Origin of the sequence: Streptomyces sp. CMB-StM0423, from assembly GCF_002847285.1 — a bacterium.
In the GTDB taxonomy this organism is placed as follows: domain Bacteria; phylum Actinomycetota; class Actinomycetes; order Streptomycetales; family Streptomycetaceae; genus Streptomyces.
In genome coordinates this window covers 5,430,088-5,452,756 of sequence record NZ_CP025407.1, presented here as the reverse complement: position 1 = coordinate 5,452,756, position 22,669 = coordinate 5,430,088, and the positions used below count along the sequence as shown (strand labels likewise).

Annotated in this window: 16 protein-coding genes, 1 tRNA gene and 1 pseudogene; 5 read left to right on the top strand and 13 right to left on the bottom strand. The window is 73.1% G+C overall.

From position 1 onward, the window contains the following. Nucleotides 1-150: 150 nt before the first annotated feature. Together CXR04_RS23740 and CXR04_RS23735 are read right to left on the bottom strand one after the other, a co-directional pair. Nucleotides 151-1,932, bottom strand: coding sequence for a DEAD/DEAH box helicase (locus CXR04_RS23740; RefSeq protein WP_101424314.1), 1,782 nt, complete (start codon nucleotides 1,930-1,932; stop codon nucleotides 151-153). A gap of 308 nt (nucleotides 1,933-2,240) precedes the next feature. Further along, nucleotides 2,241-2,975, bottom strand: coding sequence for an IPT/TIG domain-containing protein (locus tag CXR04_RS23735; protein WP_101424313.1), 735 nt, complete (start codon nucleotides 2,973-2,975; stop codon nucleotides 2,241-2,243). Between the two features lie 403 nt (nucleotides 2,976-3,378). Here CXR04_RS23735 and CXR04_RS23730 point away from each other — a divergent pair, with 403 nt between their 5' ends. Beyond that, nucleotides 3,379-5,070, top strand: a complete 1,692-nt coding sequence (locus CXR04_RS23730) for an IPT/TIG domain-containing protein (RefSeq protein ID WP_159072382.1) — start codon at nucleotides 3,379-3,381, stop codon at nucleotides 5,068-5,070. A 179-nt stretch (nucleotides 5,071-5,249) separates the two neighbouring features. Here the strand turns inward: CXR04_RS23730 and CXR04_RS23725 are convergent, their stop codons facing one another. Continuing rightward, nucleotides 5,250-6,710, bottom strand: coding sequence for an MFS transporter (locus tag CXR04_RS23725; RefSeq protein WP_199850519.1), 1,461 nt, complete (start codon nucleotides 6,708-6,710; stop codon nucleotides 5,250-5,252). A gap of 136 nt (nucleotides 6,711-6,846) precedes the next feature. On the opposite strand from CXR04_RS23725, the gene CXR04_RS23720 reads away from it, so the two are divergent. The 3 genes and pseudogenes from CXR04_RS23720 (at nucleotide 6,847) to CXR04_RS23710 (ending at nucleotide 8,271) form a co-directional block, all read left to right on the top strand. Continuing rightward, a complete protein-coding gene (locus CXR04_RS23720) occupies nucleotides 6,847-7,188 on the top strand; it encodes a hypothetical protein (RefSeq protein ID WP_101424310.1) in 342 nt (113 codons plus the stop codon). 134 nt (nucleotides 7,189-7,322) lie between these two features. Beyond that, nucleotides 7,323-7,394: transfer RNA gene (locus CXR04_RS23715), tRNA-Cys, on the top strand. 164 nt (nucleotides 7,395-7,558) lie between these two features. After that, nucleotides 7,559-8,271, top strand: a pseudogene (locus CXR04_RS23710) (helix-turn-helix domain-containing protein). On the opposite strand, the gene CXR04_RS23705 reads toward CXR04_RS23710, so the two are convergent. The 8 genes from CXR04_RS23705 to CXR04_RS23670 all read right to left on the bottom strand — a co-directional run bounded on the left by CXR04_RS23705 (nucleotide 8,253) and on the right by CXR04_RS23670 (nucleotide 18,473). After that, a complete protein-coding gene (locus CXR04_RS23705) occupies nucleotides 8,253-8,831 on the bottom strand; it encodes a dihydrofolate reductase family protein (protein WP_101424308.1) in 579 nt (192 codons plus the stop codon). The pseudogene CXR04_RS23710 and the gene CXR04_RS23705 overlap by 19 nt on opposite strands. A 119-nt stretch (nucleotides 8,832-8,950) precedes the next feature. Then, nucleotides 8,951-10,510, bottom strand: coding sequence for an IPT/TIG domain-containing protein (locus tag CXR04_RS23700; RefSeq protein WP_101424307.1), 1,560 nt, complete (start codon nucleotides 10,508-10,510; stop codon nucleotides 8,951-8,953). Between the two features lie 198 nt (nucleotides 10,511-10,708). Then, nucleotides 10,709-13,015, bottom strand: a complete 2,307-nt coding sequence (locus CXR04_RS23695) for a xanthine dehydrogenase family protein molybdopterin-binding subunit (protein WP_101424306.1) — start codon at nucleotides 13,013-13,015, stop codon at nucleotides 10,709-10,711. After that, nucleotides 13,012-14,637, bottom strand: a complete 1,626-nt coding sequence (locus CXR04_RS23690) for a 2Fe-2S iron-sulfur cluster-binding protein (RefSeq protein ID WP_101424305.1) — start codon at nucleotides 14,635-14,637, stop codon at nucleotides 13,012-13,014. Before CXR04_RS23690 ends, CXR04_RS23695 begins: the two co-directional genes overlap by 4 nt. Then, nucleotides 14,634-15,530 carry an FAD binding domain-containing protein gene (locus CXR04_RS23685; RefSeq protein WP_101424304.1) on the bottom strand — a complete coding sequence of 299 codons (897 nt, stop codon included), beginning with the start codon at nucleotides 15,528-15,530 and terminating at the stop codon, nucleotides 14,634-14,636. Before CXR04_RS23685 ends, CXR04_RS23690 begins: the two co-directional genes overlap by 4 nt. Nucleotides 15,531-15,781: 251 nt before the next feature. Beyond that, a complete protein-coding gene (locus CXR04_RS23680; RefSeq protein WP_101424303.1) occupies nucleotides 15,782-17,470 on the bottom strand; it encodes a beta-N-acetylhexosaminidase in 1,689 nt (562 codons plus the stop codon). An 85-nt stretch (nucleotides 17,471-17,555) separates the two neighbouring features. Beyond that, on the bottom strand, nucleotides 17,556-17,861 hold the full coding sequence (locus CXR04_RS23675) for a DUF3039 domain-containing protein (RefSeq protein ID WP_101426558.1): 306 nt from the start codon (nucleotides 17,859-17,861) through the stop codon (nucleotides 17,556-17,558). Between the two features lie 30 nt (nucleotides 17,862-17,891). Then, on the bottom strand, nucleotides 17,892-18,473 hold the full coding sequence (locus tag CXR04_RS23670; protein WP_101424302.1) for a YqgE/AlgH family protein: 582 nt from the start codon (nucleotides 18,471-18,473) through the stop codon (nucleotides 17,892-17,894). A 591-nt stretch (nucleotides 18,474-19,064) separates the two neighbouring features. On the opposite strand from CXR04_RS23670, the gene murA reads away from it, so the two are divergent. Further along, on the top strand, nucleotides 19,065-20,423 hold the full coding sequence (gene murA / locus CXR04_RS23665; RefSeq protein WP_101424301.1) for a UDP-N-acetylglucosamine 1-carboxyvinyltransferase: 1,359 nt from the start codon (nucleotides 19,065-19,067) through the stop codon (nucleotides 20,421-20,423). Nucleotides 20,424-20,542: 119 nt separating this feature from the next. Here the strand turns inward: murA and CXR04_RS23660 are convergent, their stop codons facing one another. Further along, on the bottom strand, nucleotides 20,543-20,824 hold the full coding sequence (locus tag CXR04_RS23660) for an HU family DNA-binding protein (protein ID WP_027773875.1): 282 nt from the start codon (nucleotides 20,822-20,824) through the stop codon (nucleotides 20,543-20,545). A gap of 269 nt (nucleotides 20,825-21,093) precedes the next feature. Then, a complete protein-coding gene (locus tag CXR04_RS23650; RefSeq protein ID WP_101424300.1) occupies nucleotides 21,094-22,527 on the bottom strand; it encodes an NAD-dependent malic enzyme in 1,434 nt (477 codons plus the stop codon). Nucleotides 22,528-22,669: the final 142 nt, after the last annotated feature.

Genomic DNA, 22,669 nt, shown 5'->3' with positions numbered 1-22,669 from the left:
GCCTAGCCCAGCAGTCCCGTGCTGCCGGAGCTGGAGGCGGCGGCGAAGGCGTACGGGAGCCGGACGGGCGCTGCGCCCGCTGCTGGTGGAGCTGTACCGCACCGGGGCGGAACTGACCCGCCTCCGCGGCTGATTCCCCGCCCCCGGGCGTCACTTCATCCGGGTGGCCCACTCCCGCACCTTGGCTATCCGCTGCCGGATCTGCCCCGGCGTCGCCTCCGCGCTCGGCGGGCCGCCGCAGACGCGGCGCAGCTCCGTGTGGATCACCCCGTGCGGCTTGCCGCTCTGGTGGACGTACGCGCCGACCAGGGAGTTCAGCTCCTTGCGCAGCTCCATCAGCTCGCGGTGCGTGACCACGGGCCGCCGGGCGGCGGGCAGTTCCAGCAGGTCCGCGTCCTCCGCGGGCTTCTTCCTGCTGTGCGCGATCTGGCGCGCCTGCCGCTTCTGCAGCAGCATCTGCACCTGGTCCGGCTCCAGCAGCCCGGGGATACCGAGGTAGTCCTGCTCCTCCTCGCTGCCGGGGTGGGCCTGCATGCCGAACTCGGCGCCCTCGTAGACGACCCGGTCGAAGACCGCGTCCGACTCCAGTGCCTCGAAGGGCAGTTCGTCCTGGTCGCCGGTGTCCTCGTCCTGCTGCTTCTCCGCCTCCGCGAGTTCCTTCTCGCTCTCGGCGTACGGGTCCTCCTCGCCGTCCGGCTTCGGCTTGTCGAGGACGTGGTCGCGCTCGACCTCCATCTCGTGCGCGAAGCCGAGCAGCGCGGGGATCGTCGGCAGGAATACGGACGCGGTCTCGCCGCGCCTGCGCGACCGTACGAACCGGCCGACCGCCTGCGCGAAGAACAGCGGCGTCGAGATCGTCGTCGCGTACACCCCGACCGCGAGCCGCGGCACGTCCACGCCCTCCGACACCATCCGCACCGCGACCATCCAGCGGTCCCCGGAGTCCGTGAACTCGTCGATGCGCTTCGACGCGCCCGCGTCGTCGGAGAGCACGACGGTGGCGCGGTGCCCGGTGATCTCCTTGATCAACTTGGCGTAGGAGCGGGCGGAGTCCTGGTCGGCGGCGATGACGAGGCCGCCGGCGTCGGGGATGCCGCGGCGGATCTCGGTGAGGCGGCGGTCGGCGGCGCTGAGGACGTTGGGCATCCAGTCGCCGCGCGGGTCGAGGGCGGTGCGCCACGCCTGGGCGGTGGCGTCCTTGGTCATCGGCTCGCCGAGGCGGGCGGCGACCTCGTCGCCGGCCTTGGTGCGCCAGCGCATGTTGCCGCTGTACGAGAGGAAGATGACGGGGCGGACGACGCCGTCGCCGAGGGCGTTGCCGTAGCCGTAGGTGTAGTCGGCGGAGGAGCGGCGGATGCCGTCGTTGCCCTCTTCGTAGACGACGAAGGGGATGGGGTTGGTGTCCGAGCGGAAGGGGGTGCCGGTGAGCGCGAGCCGCCGGGTCGCGGGCTCGAACGCCTCCAGGCACGCCTCGCCCCAGGAGCGGGAGTCGCCGGCGTGGTGGATCTCGTCGAGGATGACGAGCGTCTTGCGCTGCTCGCAGCGGTTGCGGTGCAGCATGGGCCGTACGCCTACGCCGGCGTAGGTGACGGCGACGCCCTGGTAGCTCTTGCCGACCGGCCCCGCACTGTACTCGGGGTCGAGGCGGATGCCGATACGGGCGGCGGCCTCGGCCCACTGGGTCTTGAGGTGCTCGGTGGGGGCGACGACGGTGATCTGCTGCACGACGTGGTGGTGCAGCAGCCAGGAGGCGAGGGTGAGCGCGAAGGTCGTCTTGCCGGCGCCGGGGGTGGCGACGGCGAGGAAGTCGCGCGGCTGGGACTGCAGATAGCGGTCCATGGCCGCTTCCTGCCAGGCGCGCAGCTTGCCGGCCGTGCCCCAGGGGGCACGGCCGGGGAAGGCCGGTGAAAGGTGATGAGAGGTGGTGCTCACGGTCTCCGGGGGTCGTTCTCAGTCGGGCGGCAGGGCGGTCGGTCGGGCCGTCGGTGGCGTGCCGGCGGCGGCAACCGCGTCAGCCTACCGGTGCCCTGCGGGCCACTCCCGGGTCGACCGCACGAGATTCGGCTCACAGGAAACGCGGGCGCGGGCCGCCTGTTTCGCCTCCTTCCCTCGTCAGCAGGAGCCGGCCGCGCCGCTGGACCGCGGCGCATGAGACACGCAGCCGTACAGCCGGGTGCGGAACCGGGGCCGTGCCCCGGTTCCGCAGGCCGGCCCGAGAGCTCTGCGCCCTCGCGGCCGGCTCAGCCGGGACTGCTGACATAGGCGAACGACTGCGAGGAGTCGCTGCCCCCCACGCTGGTGACGGTCACGGTGACCGTGCCCGTGCCGCCTGACGAGTAGGCGACGATGGTGGTGTCGTCGATGATGTTGTAGGCGCACGAGTCGGGGCCGTACGACACGTCCACGACATCGCTGAGGTTGGTGCCGATGATGGTGGATGCCGTGCCGCCGTAGTCCGGTCCGGTGGTGGGGCTCATGCTGGTCACCGTCGGAGCGCCCACATAGGTGAAGGTGAGCCCGTTGGTCGTGCCGCCCATGGTCGTGACGCTGACCGGGACGGTCTGCGGGGTGGTCACGGGCGGCACCTGGACGTTCAGCGTGGTGTCGTTCACCGCGGTGGGAACGGCGGTGTTGGCGCCGAACGACATTGATGTGGCGGTCTGCAGGCTCGCACCGGTGAGGGTGACCGGGATGCCGTTGAGCGGCCCCACGGTCGAGCTGAGGCCCGATTTGGACGGGGGTGGGATGTAGTAGTACCAGCCCGGGGAAGACCCTCCGCCTGGCGCCGTGACGACGACCTGGACCGCGGCGTTGTTCGAGGGCGCCACAGCGGTGATCTGGGTGGCGCTGTCGATCGTGAAGGTGGCCGACTTGCTGCCGAACTTTACGCCGGTGGCACGGGCAAAATTCGTCCCGGTGATGACGACCTGGTTACCGCCCGAGGTGGGTCCCTGGTTCGGGTTCAGAGTGACCATGGGGGCTTCTCCTTCGCACTGGGTGTCTGCTTCTCCTTGGCGGGGGCCCTGCTTGCGGGGGCACGGATGGCCTGTGATGTCGGCGCCATTCCAGTGGAGTTGAGTCCTCGCGCGGGGCGTCCTCGTACACACAACTGAAGCAGGCATTCCACGGATGGAGCAGGGCGCATACGATGTAGTAAGTCGTGAATAATACAAGATGAATTACTTCCCGTTGACAGCATGTGCATCCGAGTGCTCCGGTTGACCACTTATGCACAGTCGCGGCGGATGGGACGATCAGGGGAACGCATGGAATCGATTCCTGAGTCCACGGGCGCCAGGCTGTGGTGCAGAGGGCGTGAAATCCTCGACTCGCTCTGACACTCACCGAATTCGGGAGTCCGGTAGAGAGGAGTCGGCAATGTCAGTCGGTCAAGCCCCGCCGGAAATCGAGAAGTCCGGGAGCTCCTCGTCCGCCGCCCTGCCCTTGGTGGCCGACGCCGGCCCGATCCCGGTGGGACCGGCGCCCCACTCCGTCGCCATGCGGCCCGACGGGCTGCGCGCCTATGTGACCAACTCGGGCGGCAACACGTTGAGCGTGATCGACACCGCGGCGAACGCCGTCGTCACCACCATCGGCGTGGGGGCCGGCCCGTGGGACGCGGCGGTCACTCCCAACGGCCGGTACGTCTACGTGACCATGCCCGGCTCGGGAACCGTCGCCGTCGTCGACACGGCCACCGACACCCTCGTCGGTACCGTCAGCGGCCTCAACGCTCCGCGCGGGCTGGCCGTCACCCCCGACGGGACCCGTGTCTACGTGGCGAACTCCGGTGCCAACACCGTGAGTGTCATCAGCACGGCCACCAACACCGTCACCGGCACCATCACCGTCGGGAACGGCCCCCAGGTCGTCACCGTCCGCCCCGACGGGCTGCGAGCCTACGTCAGCAACTCCCCCGGCGGCGCCGTGAGCGTGATCGCCACGGTGAGCAACACCGTCGTGTCCACCGTGACCGGCTTCCAAGCGCCCCTGGGCGTAGCCGCCGCCCCCGACGGGACCCGTGTGTACGTGGCGAACTCCGGTGCCCGCCAGGTGAGTGTCATCGGTACGGCCACCAACACCGTCACCGACACGATCACCGTCGCGAGCAGCCCCTCCTATCTGACCGCCTCCCCGGACGGGACGCTCGTTTACGCGTCCATGACCGGTGCGGGCTCACTGGCGGTGATCAACTCGGCCAGCAACAGCATCAGCGAAACGATCCCGGGGTTCGCCGGACCCCACGAGGTGGCAACCACACCGGCCGGCGGATACCTGTATGTCGTCGACCACGGCGACAACATGGTCGATGTGCTGAGGAAGCCGACCACCATCTCCCCCAACACCGGCCCCCGGGGCGGCGGAACGACCGTGATCATCAAAGGCCGGGGCTTCCTCGGGACGACCGCCGTCAGCTTCGGGATCCGGCCCGTCACGGACTTCGCCGTGGTCAGCGACACCACGCTGACCCTGACCGCCCCTTCCGCCATCCGATCAGCCGTACCGGTCACCGTGACCGCCAGCGGCGGAACGGCGATCATCGGCCACTACTACTACCGCCAGCGGCCCGTCCTGCACCAGCTCTCGGCCACCTCCGGGTCGACGAGCGGGGGAAACACCATCACCGTCACCGGACAACGGTTCGTCGGGGTCAAGACCGTACGGTTCGGCACCGTCGAGGCGCCCGCCACTGTCCTGTCCGACACCCAGCTCACCGTGACCATCCCGCCGTCGGCCCCCGCACGCACCATCCCCGTCTACGTGGTCAGCCCGGGAGGCGTCTCCAACAGCCTCTCCTACACCTACCTCGGCAGCCCCGCCATCACCAGCATCAGCCCCATCTCCGGGCCGCGCACCGGAAGCCGCATCGTGAACATCAACGGCACCTTCCTGTCCCAGGTCACCAGCGTCACCTTCGGCGGCGTCCCGGCCCTCTCGACCAAAATCATGTCCGACGTCAAGATGCAGACGGTCACCCCTGCGACGTCCGTCCCCGGCCCCGTGGCCGTGGTCGCGAGGGCCTCCACCGGAGCCACGGCCACGTCCCCGCAGCCGTACACCTACACCTGACAACGGGGCACCGCACGGCATCGGCTCGCTGGGTCACTCGGGCACCGAGGCGGGCCGCCCGCGGGCGGGAGGAGCGACGACAGGAGTCACCCGCGCGTGACCGTCGTCGTCATCACCCCGCAACCGCCGCGGCGAACCACTGACAAGCGCACCAATGAACCACTACAGAGAGCTACTTGTCACTTCGTGGCGGCTTCGGGAGCAGAGGTCGTACGCAACCGCCCCGCCACCGCCGCGCCGACCAGCGCCACCCCCGCCATCGGCAGCAATACCGCCACGAACGCGCCCGGTTGGGCGTCGCCGCCGGTACCCAGGGCGCCGTGGCCGACGGCCGCGCCGCCGAGGGCGGCGAAGATGACGCCGGCGACGGCCAGGAGGACGACGTTGGCGAGGCTGTCGGAGAGCTGGAGGGCGGCGGAGTTGGTGCCGGCCTCTTCGGGCGCGGAGAGCTTCAGCAGCAGCACGCTCGTACCGGAGATGACCATCCCCATCCCGTAGCACCCGAAGGCCCACTCGACGGGCACGATCCACACCGGCAGCGACTCCACCAGCACCAGTGGCGCCGTCGCGATCGCCGTGGCCGCCAGCAGCATGCCGATGCGGACGAGCTGCGTCCGGTACGGGTCCAGGCGGGGCCGCGCCTGCGTCCAGGAGCCCAGCGCCCAGGTCGCCCCGCCGACCGCCAGGCACAGGCCGGCCTCGGTCACCGACAGCCCGCGCTGGGTGACCAGCATCAGCGGCACGAAGCTCTCCGCGGCGATGAACGACCCCGCCGCGATGCCGCGCATCAGTACCACGGTCGGCAGCCCGCGCGCCGCGACGTACGTGCCCCGCGGGAGCAGCACCCGTACCGCCGGCACCAGCAGCGCCGCGCCGGCCAGCGCCGGCAGCAGCGAGAGCCAGCGCAGGTCCTGCCCCGCGTACTGCAGCAGCCCGCCGCCCGCCGCGATGGCCAGCGCGAGCCGGATGCGGCGCCGGTCGAGTGCCGGCGGCGCGGCGGGGTCGACGGGTCCGCGGGCGCGGCGGCGTATCGCGGGCAGGGCGACGGCCAGCGGCACGACGACCAGCGGCGGTATGCCGAGGAAGACCCAGCGCCACCCCAGGTGCTCCGTGACACCCCCGGCCGCCAGCGGCCCCACGACCGACGGCACCACCCACGACGCGGCGAACGCGGCGAGGATCGACGGCCGCAGCCGCTCCGGATACGCCCGGCTCACGGTCACGTACAGCGCGACGATCACCAGCCCGCCGCCGAGCCCCTGCACCGCCCGCCCGGCGACGAACGCCCACATCGTCTGCGCGGTGCCGGATATCACCAGCCCGACCGCGAACGTGCCGATCCCGGCGGTCAGCGGCCGCAGCGGCCCGCTGCTGTCGCACCACTGGCCGGAGAAGACCATGGCGAAGAGCGCGGTGGTGTAGAAGGCGGAGAAGGCGTAGGCGTAGAGCCCGATGCCGTCCAGGTCGTGCGCGGCGACGGGCATCGCGGTACCCACGGCGGTGGCCTCGAACGCGATGAGCAGGACGACGGTGACGATCCCGATGCTGAGCGCCCGGTACGGACGCCGCAGCACGCCCTCGGGGGCGGGCGGAGCGCCGGCGGGAGCGACGTCGGTGTCGCGCGATTCGAGGCTGGCCATGAGCAGCAGGGTAAGGCCCCACACCGACAAGAGCCCCTGTCGATAGTCGGGTCCGCCGCTAGGCCGTTCGGCCTAGGGCTTCCCGGCGGCGACGGCGGTAGCGTCGCATCGCCACGGCGAGACAGGGGGATCCGCCATGCACACCACCCGCGCCCGGCCCCGTACCCGCACCACCGCCGCGGCCGTCGCCACCGCGGCCGCCGTCGCCGCCCTGCTGACGGCCTGCGGCCCCGATCCAGAGCTGCGCGCCTGCAAGGACGCCATGGCCGAGGACTTCGCGCACACGCCGGAGACCGGCGACGAGGATGGCGGCGAGCCGCCGGAGTGCGCAGGGGTCAGCGACGAGGATCTGATACGGGTCTTCGGCGAGGTCATCAAGGACGCGCTCGGCCCGGCGGCGCACAAGGACACGGTGCGGGAGATGCGCGACGGCTGGGGCAGGGAAATGATCAAGCAGTGGCGCGGAACCCCCAAGTAGCCCGCGGCAGCCCGCCGTGGCCGGCAGCAGCCCGCGCCCGGCACCCGTATGCACACGCTGTTGCCACCGTGTGACATCCCCCCGCCCCGCATTGAGCACCACCCGTCCCCCGCCTACGCTCGACGGAGTACCAAGGCCGTGTGCCCGAGTGGCTGAGGGGCTCGCCTGCAAAGCGAGTAACGCGGGTTCGATTCCCGCCACGGCCTCAGCAGCAGCCGGTGACAAGGCAAGGCGACGAGGGCGGCACCCCACCGGGTGCCGCCCTCGCCCTCGTCCGTCCCCGTTCCCGTTCCCGTCTCGGGTCACTCGGCCTGCCGTTCCGCGGTTCCCGCCGCTTCGCTCCCGGTACCACGCGGCGTACTCTTCGCCCGTGGAGCTGGGCTTTGAGACGCGCCGGTCGGACTCGCCGTGGGTCGACACCGTGTGGACCTGCACGAGCGAACGGGTCACGGCGATGACGTCCGTCGCGGGGGTGCACTGGGGCCTGGTGTTCTGGAGCCAGGACGGCCGGGCGTACGCGGGCGTCACCGGTCCCGAGACCCGGACCGGCACGGCGCCGGTGCCGGAGGGCGCGACGTTCACCGGCATCGAGTTCGCCCTGGGCACCTCGTTGCGGGCCGTGCCCACGCCGGCGCTGGTCGACGGGGGCATCGAGCTGCCCGACACCACCCGCCGGACGTTCCGTCTGGACGGCGGGCAGTGGGAGTCGCCCCGTGCCGACGACGCCGAGGCCCTGGTCGGGCGTCTCGTCCGGGCCGGGATCGTGGTCCGTGACCCGCTCGTCGCCGAGGTGCTGCGGGGACACCGCCCGGCTGTCTCGGCGCGCACGGTCGAACGCCGGTTCCGTGCCGCGACGGGGCTGACGCACAGGACCGTCCGGCAGATCGCGCGGGCCCGCACCGCGGCGGAGTTGCTGGCGCTCGGCGCCCCGGCCGCGTCCGTCGTCGCGAAGCTGGACTACTTCGACGAGCCGCACCTGGCCCGGGCGCTGCGCTCCTACGTCGGACGCACCGCACGGCAGTTGCGCGAGGGCGCCGGCGGCGCGATCGCCCTCCATCCGGAGATCAGCGCTTGACGTCGTAGATCAGCTTCGTGATCCCGTTCGAGTAACTCTCCGACTCCCGCAGCGTCAGCATCTGCTTGTCGCGGTCGGCCCGGCCGAACAGGCTCTTCCCGGCACCGAGCAGCACGGGGAAGACGAGCAGGTTGTACTGGTCGATCAGGCCCGCGTCCGACAGCCTCCGGGCCAGCTCCGCGCTCCCGTGGATGAAGATCGCGCCGCCCTCGCCCTCCTTGAGCGCCGCGACGTCCTCCGTCGAGCGCAGGATGGCCGTCGGCCCCCACCCGTCGACGAGGGCGTCGTCGGACAGCGTGGTCGACACCACATACTTGGGCAGCTCTTTGTAGTCGGCGTGGTCCTCCGAGCCGGGCCAGACGGGCGCGAACGCCTCGTAGCTGCGGCGGCCGAACATCAGCGCCGCCGTGTCGGCCAGCTCCTCCCCCTTCAGCGACCAGGCTTCCGGAACGAACTCGAGGTCGTTCACCACCCATCCGCCGCTGCGATGCTCCTCCCCCGGCCCGCCACCGGGCGAGTCCACGACACCGTCGAGCGATATGAAGGCGGTGCAGACCAGGTCGCGCATGGTGCTGTCTCCTCGTGATCAGGCGATTTACCGGGCCAGGCTAGATCGCGGCCGCGGCGGCCGTCTTGGACGGAAACGACACCGGCAGGCCGAGTGACCTGCGTGTGTGCACGGCAGACTCAGTCGCCGTAGGTGAACTCGTCGTACGGGCCCGTCGGGGACGTGGCGGTGTCGGTGACGATCATGATGTCCACCGTCGCCGGGTCCGTGGGGAGGTGGCGGGGGGCCCTGGCCGTGAGGGTCGTGGAGGACTCGTGGTCGACGTGTGCCGAGGCGTGGTTGCGGAAGAGGACCTTGGCGTTCTGGGTGAAGCCGGTGCCGTTGATGGTGACCTTGGTGTCGACCCGGCCGCGGGCCGGGGAGATCGAGGTGATCGCCACCGGCGCGAAGGGGCCGTACGCGAAGCGGGCCGCCGGGGCGGCGGGGGACGTGCCGAGGAAGTTGGTGGCGCGGACGTCGGCGATGCCGGCCCCGTCCGGGGCGTAGGCCGTGATGGTGGTGGCGGAGTCGACGGTGAAGTTCGTGCAGGGCACCGTGCCGAAGTCGAGGGCGGTGTTCGTGTCGAAGCCAGTGCCCGTGATCGCGATCTTCGTGCCGCCCTGTCCCGTGGTGGGGCTCAGGCCGGTCACCACCGGGCCGGCGTCCAGCGCCGGGGCGTCGAGCAGGGCGAGATACGTGTCGTTGGCGTGCTGGTACGCGACCTGGCCCAGGAAGTCCGCGGTGGTCTTGTTGGTGAGCGCGGAGTCGTTGGTGAGGTAGTGCGGGTTCACCGTGATCGGGTTGTTCGCGCTGGGCTGGACGTAGACGTTGCCCTTCCTGAACCCGTCGATCGTGAGCAGCAGGGCGATCACCTCGTCGGTCGCCGCGGGACCCGGCGACGGGTACCAGTCCAGCGCCGTCCTGAGGCCCGACCAGGCCAGCGGGATCAGGTCGTACGCGTTGACGTGGCGCTCGTACTGCGCCCAGGGCAGCGAGTCGACGTAGTCGGCGAAGCCCTGCCCGCCCGCGGTCGGCGCGGCGTACGTGACGAGCGCGAGCTGCGGCGGGTTCCCCGGCCAGCTCCACGCCTGGAGGTACGGGGCGAGCATGGTGGCGACGCAGCCGCCGAGGCTGTGGCCGATGACGTAGACAGTGGGCTGGGGCGAGGGCGGGAGGTTCTGCAGCAGGGCGGCCAGTTCCTCCGTGACCGTGGCCATGAGCGGGATCGGCCCGGCGCCGGTCACGTCTCCCGCCAGCCCCTCCGCCCCGCGCGCCGCCGCGACCTGCGTGAACGCCGCCATCGCCCCCGCCGAGACCGCCAGCGGCTCGACGCTCCCGGCCGGGCTGAACGTCACCAGCGTGCCGACGTCGAGGTCTTCGAGCATGTCGGCCGGGTTGTCGACGGTGCCGCGGACGACGACCGCGATCTGGTTCGAGCCGTCGGTGTTGAGGGCGACGTAGACGAGGTTGGCGTTGTCCGGGCTGAGGGCCAGCCACAGCAGCTCCCAGCCGCTGACGACCGTGGAGCTCTGCAACTGCGCCACGATGCCCCTGCGGATCCGCGCGGTCTGCTCCACCACCGTCTCCCCCGAGGGCCGCGGCGTCGCGCCCGTTGCGGCGAGCGCGGCGAGGGTCATGGTGACCTGGGAGCTGAGCGGGGCCTGGGAGGTCACGGGGGTGGAGGGGGGCGCGGTCTTCATACGTGCTCCTTGCCTGCGCAGCGTCGGCGTCGGGGGCGGGGCGGGGAGGCCCCGGAGGAGCACGTCTCGGCGGTACGGGCGGGATCGGGGGTACGGGCGGGAGGTGCGGGTGCGTACGGCCGCGGCTCTTCCCGCGGACCGTATCGCCTCATCCTTCACCTCACGGGCATTGAGCGCCCAACGCCCCCGAAGGTGCCCCTACTGCCTCGCGCCCGGCGGCCCGGGTTGCTGCACCGCCGCCGACTGCGGCCGGATCGGCAGCCGGCTCACCGGCCGCCCCGTCGCCGCCCGCACCGCCGCCGCGATCGCCGCCGGTGACGTGACCACCGGCGCCGCGCTCGCCGCCTTCGCGCCGAACGGCGCCACCACGTCCCGCTCCTCGATCAGCTTCACGATCCGCACGTCGGGCGCGTCGAGCGCCGTGGGCAGCGGGTAGCCGGTGAGATCGGGGTGGCGGACGATGCCCTTGTTCGTACGGAGGTTCTCCATCAGCGCCGCGCCCACGCCCTGCGTGACGCCCGCCTCGATCCGGGCCGCGAGCTGCCGCGGGTTGAGCACCTTGCCGACGTCCTGCGCGACGGCCATCTCCACCACCCGCACCGCGCCCAGCTCCACGTCCACGTCCACCACCGCGCGCACCGCGCAGAAGGCCATGCCCACGAACGCGTCGCCCTGCCCGTTGGCGTCCAGCGGCTCCGTCGGGTGCGGGCGGCACTGCGCCGTGGCCCACAGCTCCTTGCCCTCCAGCGCTTCCGCGACCGTCGTCGACAGCACCCCGTCGTACGACGTGATCTTGCCGTCGGCGATCGTCAGCAGTTCCGCGGACATGCCGAACTTCTGCGCCAGCGGCTGCAGCAGTTGGGTACGGACCATCTTCGCGGCCCGCTCCACCGCGCCGCCCGAGACCCAGGTGTGCCGCCCGTGGCAGGCGGGCCCGGCCGCGGGCTGGTCGGTGTCGACGGGAGCGGTGTGCACCTCGTCGACGCCGAGGACCTCCTGCACGATCTGCCGGGCCAGGGTGGCGAAGCCCTGGCCGGTCTCGACGGCCGCGCAGATGACGGTGGCGACGCCGCCGCTGACGCGGACGGTCGCGGTGGCCACCTCGTCGGCGCCCTCGGCGCCCAGCATGTGCACCATGCCCAGCCCGTAGCCCACACCGCGGCGCACGACGCCCGGCTCGCCCGCGCCCTCGGGGCCGCCGGGCAGCAGGCTCTCCTCCGCGGGCGGCAGCGGCGCTTCGCGTACGGCGGTGAGGAGTTCGGCGACAGGTGCGGGGCAGGTGACGGTCTGGCCGGTGGGCAGCAGGTCGCCGGTGGCCATCACGTTGCGCGCGCGCAGCTCCGCGGGATCCATGCCGAGGGCGGCGGCGAGCTTGTCCATCTGCCCTTCGTACGCGGCGCAGACCTGCATGGCGCCCTCGCCGCGGACGTGGCCCGAGGGCGGGTTGTTCGTACGGACCACCCAGCCGTCGACGAACGCGTGCGGGACGACGTACGGGCCGCAGGAGAACGACACCGCGGCGGCCAGCGCGTCGGCCGAGGTGTCGGCGTAGGCGCCGCCGTCCATCAGGATCTGCGCCTCGACCTTGACGAGCTTGCCGCGGGCGTCGGCGTGGTGCCGGTAGCGCAGCAGGGTGGGGTGGCGGTGGGCGTGGCCGAGGAACGACTCCTCGCGGGTGGCGAGGAGCTTCACGGGCGAGCCGGTACGCAGCGCGAGCAGCCCGAGGGGCAACTGCATGGAGCCGTCCTCGCGGTCGCCGGTGGCGCCGGGGACGCCGGTGACGACGACCTTGACCCGGTCCGCGGCCAGCCCCAGGCAGGCGGACACCTGGTCGCGTACGGAGTGGGGGTCGGTGGCGGCCGCGTAGATCTCCACGCCGCCGTCGGGGCGGGGCACGGCGAGACCGGCCTCGGCGCCGATGGGCGCGGGGTCCTGGCGGCCGATGCGGTACATGCCCTCGACGACGACCTCGCCGGCGGCCTGCGGGTCGCCGTAGCGCAGCGGGATGTGCCGGATCAGGTTGCCGTCGGGGTGCAGGGGCTCGGCCTCGAAGGCGGCCTGCGGGTCGGTGACGGGGTCGAGCAGTTCGTACTCGACGGCGATGGCGGCCGCGGCCAGCCGCGCGGTGTCGGGGTGGTCGGCGGCGACGGCGGCGACGGGCTCGCCGTGGTGCCGTACGACGTCGTGCGCGAACACGGGCCGGTCCCGTACGCCCCGGCCGTGGCCGGCGGCGTCGGGCAGGTCGCGGTGGGTGACGACGACGCGGACGCCGGGCATGGCCTCGGCGGCGGAGGTGTCGACGGAGACGATCCGCGCGTGCGCGTGCGGAGAGCGGTGCAGGGCGGCCCAGAGGAGGCCCTCGGCCCACAGGTCGGCGGCGTACGGGAACGTGCCCTCGGTCTTGGCGACGAGGTCCGTTGCGGTGAGCGAGGCCCCGATCCCGTGCGCCTCGGGGCCGCCCGGGGGGATGGGGGTCGTGGCCGTGTGCTCCGGGGAGGGGGTCACCGGGGGCCTCCCTCATGGGGGTTCGGGGGGCGGGGCGGGGGCATGCGGACCGTGCCCGGCGCGGGGTGGGCGCCGCCTTCGCCCGGGCCGGCCTGCTGCGGGATACGGGCGCGCCCCACCCCGTCGGCGTCGTCCTCGGTGTCCGGGGCGCGGCGGCCCGCGATGACCTCCTGGACGGCGTCGAGGACGGCGCGGTAGCCGGTGCAGCGGCACAGGTTGCCGCTGAGCGCCTGGCGGGCCTCCAGGTCGCTCGGCGAGTGGTTGCCCTCCAGCAGGTCGTGCACCGTCATCGCCAGGCCCGGCACGCAGAACCCGCACTGCACCGCGCCCGACGCGGCCAGCGCGCGCTGCACGTCGGAGTGCACACCCTGGTCGGCCAGGCCCTCGACGGTGCGGATCTCGGCGCCCGCGGCCGTCGCCGCCGGCACCAGGCACGCCGCGACGAGCCGGCCGTCGACCTTCACCGAGCACGCGCCGCACTCGCCCTGCGAGCAGCCGTCCTTGGCGCCGGCGAGGCCCAGCCGCTCGCGCAGCACGTAGAGCAGGGACTCCCCGATCCACGCGCCGGTCACCGGGCGGTCGGCGCCGTTGACGCGCAGCACGTAGGACGCGAGGGGGTGTTCGTCCGCCGCGAGGGCGGTGGCGGGGGCGGGCGCCGGCTCGGTCTCGGCAGGGGCTTCCGGCGCCGGTTCCGCTGCGGGACCGGCCTCGCCGGTCTCCGGCGGCCGCGGTACGTCCGCCTCCGGCGCCGCGTGCTCCCGGGCGTCGCCGTCCGGCTGCCCTTCGCCCGCGGAGCGGTCGTGCAGCGCGTACTCGCCGGAGTCCTCCGGCAGGTCGTCGGGCGCGGTCGGGATCGCCCAGCCGGGCGACGTGTCGCCGTCCTGCGGCACCGGGCGCCAGGCGCTGATCTGCCCCTCGGCGGGGGGGCCTTCGTGGTCGGCGGGGTGCTGCGCGGGGCCCGGGGGGACCTCGCCGTACGGTCCTCCGCCGGCGTCCGCGTGCGCGGCGGCGCCGGGCCACGTGCCCGGGTCCTGGTCCGCGGGGTACGCCGGGTCCGCCCACCGCTGCGCGCCGCCGCCGGGGCCGGTGTCCTGCTGCAGTCCGTACGCGCCCTGCCCGCCGGCCTGCGCGTCCTGCACGTACCCGTCGGCCGTCGCGCGCCGGGTCTCCGCCACCGCGCGCATGCCCGCCTGCCCGAAGCCCCCGGCCCCGGGCCGCCGGGAGCGGGCCTGGCCGTCGCCGTGCTGGTCGCCGTGGACACCGTCGTGCGCCCCGTCGTGGGCTCCGCCGTGGCCGGGCCCGGCCGCTTCCGGCCCGTACCCGTACGCCTCGCCGTGCCCGTAAGTCTCCGGCGCCTCCTGGGCGGTCTGCCCGCTCAGCCCCTCCGGGATCTGGAACTGCCCCGTCTGCCCCGGGTCCGTCGCCGGGACCGCTATCGGCGGCGGCACGTACCCGTGCCCGGGCGCCGCCAGCGGCACGCCTGCGTCGGCCTCGGGGAACACCTCCGGCGGCAACTGCACGAACGCCGTGGCGTCCGGGTCGCCGTCCGCGCCCTGCGGCATCGGCTGCCAGCCCCCGGTGCCGTACTGCGGCTGCTGGTCGTCCACGTGGTCCCGGCTCACGACAGCGCCCTCCCCAGTGCCCGGCGGGCCAGCGCCGACACCGTACGCCGCAGGTGCAGCGCCGCCGCCGGCAGCCGCGGCGGCTCCTCGCCCTCCGCGGCAGGCGGCGGGTCGGGGATGCACGCGGCGGCGACGTACTCGCCGAAGGCGGCCAGCGCCTCCGGAGGCAGCCCGCGGTGGCCGTCCCAGTCCATCAGGCCCGCGACCCACTGCTCGGCCTCCATCGGCCGCAGCGGCGCGGGCGCCACGGCGCCGACGGCGCACCGCACCGAGCGGCGCGCCGGGTCGAGCACCAACGCAACCGAGGCGACCGCGCGCCCCGGCCCCGTACGCCCGGTGGCCTTGAGGAACACCTGCGGCGCGTGCAGCAGCGGCGCCCGTACGAACGCGATCAGCTCGCCGGTGCGCAGCATCTCCACGCCCGCGAGCAGGTGGCTGACCGGGATCTCGCGGTGCCCGCCCGCGGGTTCGGCGATCAGCACGGTGGCGTCGAGCGCGGCCAGCACCGGCAGCGCGTCGCCGGTGCGGCCGGCGGAGGCGATGTTGCCGCCGAGGGTGCCCGCGTTGCGCACCTGCGGCGGGCCCGCGGCGCGCGCGGCGGCGGCGAGCGCGGGGATGAGGGCGGCGAAGTCGGGCCGCCCCATGCGCGCGTGGGTCAGGCCGCTGCCCAGGAGGGCGGCGCCGTCCTGGTAGTGCCAGCCGCGCAGCTCGCTGATCCGGCCGAGGCCGACGAGCGCGGAGGGGCGCAACAGGCCCGCGTTGACGGCCGCCATGAGGTCGGTCCCGCCGGCGACGGGCACGGCGGCGGGCACGGCGACGAGCGCCGCGACCGCTTCGTCGAGCGAGTCCGGCAGCACCACCGTCTGTGCGGCCTGCGGTGCATGAGTGGTCAACCCGGCTGCCCCTTCCGCAGTGTCCCCCAGGAGTTCCGGCCGTTCCGCCGTACGGTACGGGCTCCCGGCCGGGACGTGGCAACTCTGGCACATCCGTCACGGTCCGGGGCCGCCTCCGGCGGCGCGGAAGAACACGAGCGTACCCCGCTCGGCGCCCAACTCGCGGGCCCGGATGGGGACCTGCTCCACACCAAGTGGGGATTGTCACTCTTCGGGGAGGCTTGTACTACTTCCGGAACAGCCGTTGAGGCTCACACGATCGGGGGCGGTCCTTCGATCGGGCGTCCGAGCACTCCGGGGCGCCGCTGCCACGGCCGCGGGCCGCCGGGCGGGCGGTAGTCGACGCCGAGGGCGTCGAGGCGCGCGTAGTGCTCCTCCATGCGGGCCGTGAAGCCGGCGAAGTCCCGCTCGGCGGACGGCGGCAGGGCGGACCAGGCGACCTCGGCGAAGGCGGCGAGCCGCGGGTAGACCTGGTAGTCGAAGCGCTGCGGACTCTCCAGCACCTCGCTCCAGACGTTGGCCTGGGTGCCGATGACGTGCTCCGCGGCCGGGCCTTCGAGCTGCGGCGGCACGGGCTCGAAGCGGTAGAAGTCCTCCAGCGTACGCACCTGGGCGATCGGCACGGGCTCGTCCGGGGCGCCCGATTCGCGGTAGTTGAGGTAGACCTGCTGCTCCGGGCACATGACGACGTCGTGTCCCGCCTGCGCGGCGGCGATGCCGCCGGCGTAGCCGCGCCAGGAGGAGACGGTGGCACCGTCGGCGAGGCCGCCTTCGAGGATTTCGTCCCAGCCGATGAGGCGCCGGCCGCGGCCGGCGAGCCAGCGGTCGAAGTGCCGGATGAACCACGACTGCAGCTCGTCCTCGTCGGCCAGGCCGAGTTCGCGGATACGGGCCTGGGCGGCCGGCGAGGACTTCCACTGGCGCTTGGGGCACTCGTCGCCGCCGACGTGCACGAACGTCGACGGGAAGATGTCCAGCACCTCCTCGAAGACGCCCTCGTAGAAGCGCAGCACCTCCTCGGTGGGCGCGAGGACGTTCTCCGAGACGCCCCAGTCGCCCCACACGTCGAGCGCCGCGGTGTCGACGACGTCGGTGTTGCCGAGCCGGGGATAGGCGTGGATGGCGGCCTGCGAGTGGCCGGGGATGTCGATCTCGGGAACGACGGTGATGTGCCTTGCGGCGGCGTACGCGACGATCTCGCGGAGGTCGTCCTGGGTGTAGAAGCCGCCGTGCGGGCGCTCGTCCCAGATGCCGGAGGCGCGGTGGCCGACCTTGGTGCGCGGGCGCCAGGAGGCGTCCTCGGTGAGCTTGGGGTGGCGCTTGATCTCGATGCGCCAGCCCTGGTCGTCGGTGAGGTGGAAGTGCAGCACGTTGAGCTTGTGCGCGGCCATCAGGTCGAGGTGGCGCAGCACCTCGCGCTTGGTGAGGAAGTGCCGCGAGACGTCGAGCATGAAGCCGCGCCAGCCGAACCGCGGGGCGTCCTCGACGCGGCAGTACGGCAGCTCCCAGGTGCGCTCGCCGAGGGGGGCGGTGCGGTACGCCTGCGGGCCGAGGAGCTGGCGCAGGGTCTGCGCGCCCCAGAACAGCCCGGCGGGGCCGCCGCCGGTCAGGCGTACGCCGCCGGGCCCGACCTCCAGCCGGTACGCCTCGGCGCCGGCCGCGCCCGCCGGCCGGCCGGCGAGGGCGAGCGCGGGATCGACGCCGAGGCGGATGGCGCCGGGGGCGTCCCCGTCGTCGGCGGCGCCGGGGGCGTCCGCGTCCGCTGCGGCGGGGTCTCCGGGGGCGAGCGGCAACCCGGTGGCCGCACCGAACTCGGCCCGCAGCCACCGGGCGACGCCGTCGGCCCCCTCGCCTGCGGCGAGGACGGTGCCCTGGCCCAGGGCGAAAGTCGCGGTGTCGCTGGTGCGGGCGGCGCTGCGGGGCGCGGGGATGAGATCCATGGGCCTCATCCTGCCCCAGGACGGGGATTTGGACTAGACCATTCCGACCGCGACCCGGGGACCGGGGGCCGCGGCCGGGAAGCGGCTACTTCTTGCCGCCGTCCTTACCGCCGTCCTTGCCGCCCTTGCCGCCGCCGGCGCCCATGGACTCGTAGATCTCCTTGCACATGGGGCAGACGGGGTACTTCTTCGGATCGCGCCCCGGGACCCACACCTTGCCGCAGAGCGCCACGACGGGGGTGCCGTCGAGCGCGCTGGCCATGATCTTGTCCTTCTGGACGTAATGGGCGAAGCGCTCGTGGTCGCCGTCGCCGTGCGACACCTCCGGCGTCGGTTCGACGAGGGTGCCGGTGCCGGTTCCGCGTTCGGGCTCGGGGAGAGGAGTGCTCATGGTGGCCAAGGGTACCGACGGCACCGCGGATCAGTTCAGGCTCGGGTCGTCCGGATATGTCGCGACCATGGCCAGCTCGCTGCGCTGCCGCCGCAGCACCGCCCGCCACAGGCCCTCCGGCGCGGGCGAGGACACGTCGCCGGGCTCGGACTCCACGACGTACCACGCGCGGTCGTCCAGCTCCTCCTCCAACTGCCCGGGACCCCATCCCGCGTACCCCGCGAAGATCCGCAGCGTGCCCAGCTCCGCCGCGAGCAGCTCGGGCGGGGCGTCCAGGTCCACCAGACCGATGGCGCCGTGCACCCGGCGCCAGCCGAGCGGCCCCTCGCCGCCGGGTACGCCACCCTTGTCGCCGGGGACCACCGCGAGGCCGAGCGCGGAGTCGAGGGAGACCGGGCCGCCCTGGAAGACCACGCCGGGATCGCCGGCGAGGTCGGCCCAGTCCTGCAGCACGTCGCCGACGCCGACGGGGGTCGGCCGGTTGAGCACGACGCCGAGCGACCCCTCGTCGTCGTGGTCGAGCAGGAGCACCACGGTCCGGGTGAAGTTCGGATCGGTCAGGGCCGGCGTCGCGACCAGCAACCGGCCCGTGAGGGATGACACCTCCGTCATGCGGACATGATCCCGCAGTTACGGGCGCGTGGGGAGCGGACGGCCGAGGAATACGGCAATGCGCGCACGCACGCGCCCCGGGGGCCGGCCCCGGCCGCCTCTCGCGACCCAGGGGGTCCGCACGCGGCACGGGGCGGGCGCATGCGTCCACGCGAGCGCGGGGCAGGACGACGGGCCTGTCCCCGACCCCGAACCGGAGGCCCCGCCCCCGGCCCCCGACGGGGGCTCCGCCCCCGAACCCCCAAAAGCGCCGGGCCGACCGCGGCCGGCCCCACGCGCCCCCCCCGGGGGGTACCGCTTCGGCACTCCTCGCTCCCCAAGGCCCCGCCAGGCTCGGCCAACCACCGGCCCCAAGGGCTCCGCCCCCGGCCCCCCGGGGCTGCGGCCCTGCCCGCCCGCCTCGGCGCCTCGCCGGCCCCCGCCCCGTCACCCTGCGCACCCGCGTGCCGCACGCAGAGTGCCCCGGCTTCGGCCCGCCGAATCTGTAGCGAATTCATGACGCTCCCCGCCCCGCCCCGGCCCGGGGGAGGGGGGTGGGCGGGGCATTAGCATTTCTGTCTGTCCCAGTCCGTCTCCAGGATCGCGAGCCCCATGACAGCTCCTGACAGCGCCGATGTCCTCCTCGTCCACGGCGGTACGCCCCTCCGGGGCGAGATCCACGTCCGCGGGGCCAAGAACCTCGTGCCCAAGGCGATGGTCGCCGCGCTGCTCGGCAGTTCCCCCAGCCGGCTGCGCAACGTCCCGGACATCCGCGACGTGCGGGTGGTGCGCGGCCTGCTCCAGCTCCACGGCGTGACCGTGGGTCCCGGCGACGAGCCCGGTGAGCTGGTGCTCGACCCGACGTACGTCGAGAGCGCGCACGTCGCCGACATCGACGCGCACGCCGGCTCGTCCCGTATCCCGATCCTCTTCTGCGGTCCCCTGCTGCACCGGCTCGGCCACGCCTTCATCCCCGGCCTCGGCGGCTGCGACATCGGCGGCCGGCCCATCGACTTCCACTTCGACGTGCTGCGCCAGTTCGGCGCCCGGATCGACAAGCGCGCCGACGGGCAGTACCTGGAGGCGCCGCAGCGGCTGCGCGGCACGAAGATCCGGCTGCCCTACCCCTCCGTGGGGGCCACCGAGCAGGTGCTGCTGACGGCCGTGCTGGCCGAGGGCGTCACCGAGTTGTCCAACGCGGCCGTCGAGCCGGAGATCGAGGACCTCATCTGCGTACTGCAGAAGATGGGCGCGATCATCGCGATGGACACCGACAGGACCATCCGCATCACCGGCGTGGACCAGCTCGGCGGCTACACCCACCGCGCCCTGCCGGACCGTCTTGAAGCCGCCTCCTGGGCGTCCGCGGCGCTGGCGACCGAGGGCGACGTCTTCGTCCGCGGCGCGCTGCAGCGCTCGATGATGACGTTCCTCAACACCTTCCGGAAGGTCGGCGGCGCCTTCGACATCGGCGACGAGGGCATCCGCTTCTGGCACCCCGGCGGCCCGCTGAACGCCATCGCGCTGGAGACCGACGTCCACCCCGGCTTCCAGACCGACTGGCAGCAGCCGCTGGTCGTCGCCCTCACGCAGGCGTCGGGGCTGTCGATCGTGCACGAGACGGTGTACGAGTCCCGCCTCGGCTTCACCTCCGCGCTCAACCAGATGGGCGCGCACATCCAGCTCTACCGCGAGTGCCTGGGCGGCACTCCCTGCCGCTTCGGGCAGCGCAACTTCCTGCACTCCGCGGTCGTCTCAGGACCGACCAAGCTGGAGGGCGCCGACCTGGTCATCCCGGACCTGCGCGGCGGCTTCTCGTATCTCATCGCGGCACTGGCGGCGCAGGGCACCTCGCGGGTGCACGGCATCGACCTGATCAACCGCGGCTACGAGAACTTCCTGCAGAAGCTCGCGGACCTCGGCGCCCGCGCGGAGCTGCCGGACGTCCCGGCCGCCGCCGCGGCCGGCTGAGCACCGCCCGCCCCCGTCCGCGTACGCTCACCTCCGCGTGCGGAAGGAGGGCGGCCGGACAGGCGAAGGGCGGCCGCCCCCGCTGGGTCCGGCCGCCCTCCTTCTTCGGTCTGCGGGCCTTACTTGCCCTTCGCCGCTTCCTTCAGCTTCGAGCCGGCCGTGACCTTCACGCTGTAACCAGCGGGAATCTGGATCGGCTCGCCGGTCTGCGGGTTGCGGGCGGAACGCTCCTTGCGGTGGGTGCGCTCGAAGGTCAGGAAGCCGGGGATGGTGATCCTCTCGTCGCCCTTGCTGACGACCTCCCCGGCGACCTCGGCGAGGGCGGCCACCACGGCGTCGGCGTCCTTGCGGGTCACCTCGGCGCGCTCTGCGATCGCGGCCACCAGCTCACTGCGGTTCATATCTGTCTCCCGTGTTTTCTTGCCATTGAGGCGTGAGATCAAAGCCGATGCTGCCAGGACCCGCTGACAGTCCCCGTAACCGGGTCCCGTGACAGCGCCTCGCGCCCGACTACGCATCCTGCCCTCACCTGCGGCGGAAACGCCAATCCGGCGCCCTGGCGCGTCGTGCACCGCAGCCCGTCCATCCGCACACTTATGACGTACGCGCGGCCCGAAAGCCAGCCGACGCGCCGGGGCCCGGCCCGTTCCCACGCGGGGTGCAGGGGCGGTTACGGCCCGGTGGTGGGCGGCTCCGTGACGCCCGCGGCCTGGGCGGCGTCGCGGACGGCGTCGGCGACCGTGGGGGCCACCCGGTCGTTGAAGACGCTCGGGATGATGTAGTTCGGGTTGAGTTCGTCACCGTGGACGACGTCGGCGATGGCGCGGGCCGCGGCGATCATCATCTCGGAGTTGACGGTCCGCGAGTGCGCGTCGAGCAGGCCGCGGAAGACGCCGGGGAAGACGAGCACGTTGTTGATCTGGTTCGGGAAGTCGCTGCGCCCGGTGGCGACGACGGCGGCGTGCTCGCGGGCGGCGGCCGGGTCGACCTCGGGGTCGGGGTTGGCCAGCGCGAAGACGATCGCGTCGGACGCCATGGCGGCCACGTCGTCGCCGTCGATGACGTCGGGGGCCGAGACGCCGATGAAGACGTCCGCGCCGCGCACGGCGTCCTTGAGGGTGCCGGTGAGGCCCTCGCGGTTGGTGTTCTCCGCGATCCAGCGCAGCGCGCTGCCGGGCGGGGCGTCGACCAGGTCGGCGCGGCCCGAGTGGACGACGCCGTTGATGTCGGCGACGACGGCGTGCTTGGCGCCGGCGTCGATCAGCAGCTTGAGGATCGCCGTGCCGGCGGCGCCGGCCCCGGACATCACCACGCGCACGTCGGCCAGTTCCTTGCCGACCACCCGCAGCGCGTTGGTGAGCGCGGCGAGCACGACGATGGCGGTGCCGTGCTGGTCGTCGTGGAAGACGGGGATGTCCAGCGCCTCGCGCAGCCGTGCCTCGATCTCGAAGCAGCGGGGGGCGGAGATGTCCTCCAGGTTGATGCCGGCGAAGCCGGGCGCGATGGCCTTGACGATCTCCACGATGGCGTCCGTGTCCTGGGTGTCCAGGCAGAGCGGCCAGGCGTCGATGCTCGCGAACCGCTTGAAGAGCGCCGCCTTGCCCTCCATCACCGGCAGCGCGGCCTTGGGGCCGATGTTGCCCAGGCCCAGGACCGCGGAGCCGTCGGTGACGACGGCGACGCTGTTGCGCTTGATGGTCAGCCGGCGGGCGTCCTCGGGGTTCTCGGCGATCTGCATGCAGACGCGGGCGACGCCGGGGGTGTAGATCATCGACAGGTCGTCGCGGTTGCGGATCGGGTGCTTGGACTGCATCTCGATCTTGCCGCCGAGGTGCATGAGGAACGTACGGTCGGAGACCTTGCCGACGACGACGCCCTCGATGCCGCGGAGCTTTTCGACGATGGAGCGTGCGTGGTCGGTCGAGGCGGCGGCGATGGTGACGTCGATGCGCAGCCGCTCGTGGCCGGAGGCGGTGACGTCGAGGCCGGTGACGCTGCCGCCGGAGGACTCGACGGCGGAGGTGAGCTGGCTGACGGCGTTGCCCCCCGCGGGGACCTCCAGCCGGACCGTGTTCGAGTAGGAGACGCTTGGCGCCGTTGCCATGGCCGTGTGTTCCCTCTTGTGTGGTGAAGCACGGGGCGCGACACGCCCCGCTGCGGATCGGATCGATGGTCGCACCTACTGGGCGGTATCCGGAAACCCTCCGGAAGGCGGAATCATTCTTCCGCGGAACGGTATCGCCGGG

Bases quoted from the DNA above. Each gene is read 5' to 3' on its own strand.
- CXR04_RS23735 (WP_101424313.1), bottom strand. From the start codon at position 2,975: ATGGTCACTCTGAACCCGAACCAGGGACCCACCTCGGGCGGTAACCAG.
- CXR04_RS23730 (WP_159072382.1), top strand. From the start codon at position 3,379: ATGTCAGTCGGTCAAGCCCCGCCGGAAATCGAGAAGTCCGGGAGCTCC.
- CXR04_RS23725 (WP_199850519.1), bottom strand. From the start codon at position 6,710: ATGGCCAGCCTCGAATCGCGCGACACCGACGTCGCTCCCGCCGGCGCT.
- CXR04_RS23720 (WP_101424310.1), top strand. From the start codon at position 6,847: ATGCACACCACCCGCGCCCGGCCCCGTACCCGCACCACCGCCGCGGCC.
- CXR04_RS23705 (WP_101424308.1), bottom strand. From the start codon at position 8,831: ATGCGCGACCTGGTCTGCACCGCCTTCATATCGCTCGACGGTGTCGTG.
- CXR04_RS23700 (WP_101424307.1), bottom strand. From the start codon at position 10,510: ATGAAGACCGCGCCCCCCTCCACCCCCGTGACCTCCCAGGCCCCGCTC.
- CXR04_RS23680 (WP_101424303.1), bottom strand. From the start codon at position 17,470: ATGGATCTCATCCCCGCGCCCCGCAGCGCCGCCCGCACCAGCGACACC.
- CXR04_RS23675 (WP_101426558.1), bottom strand. From the start codon at position 17,861: ATGAGCACTCCTCTCCCCGAGCCCGAACGCGGAACCGGCACCGGCACC.
- CXR04_RS23670 (WP_101424302.1), bottom strand. From the start codon at position 18,473: ATGACGGAGGTGTCATCCCTCACGGGCCGGTTGCTGGTCGCGACGCCG.
- murA (WP_101424301.1), top strand. From the start codon at position 19,065: ATGACAGCTCCTGACAGCGCCGATGTCCTCCTCGTCCACGGCGGTACG.
- CXR04_RS23660 (WP_027773875.1), bottom strand. From the start codon at position 20,824: ATGAACCGCAGTGAGCTGGTGGCCGCGATCGCAGAGCGCGCCGAGGTG.
- CXR04_RS23650 (WP_101424300.1), bottom strand. From the start codon at position 22,527: ATGGCAACGGCGCCAAGCGTCTCCTACTCGAACACGGTCCGGCTGGAG.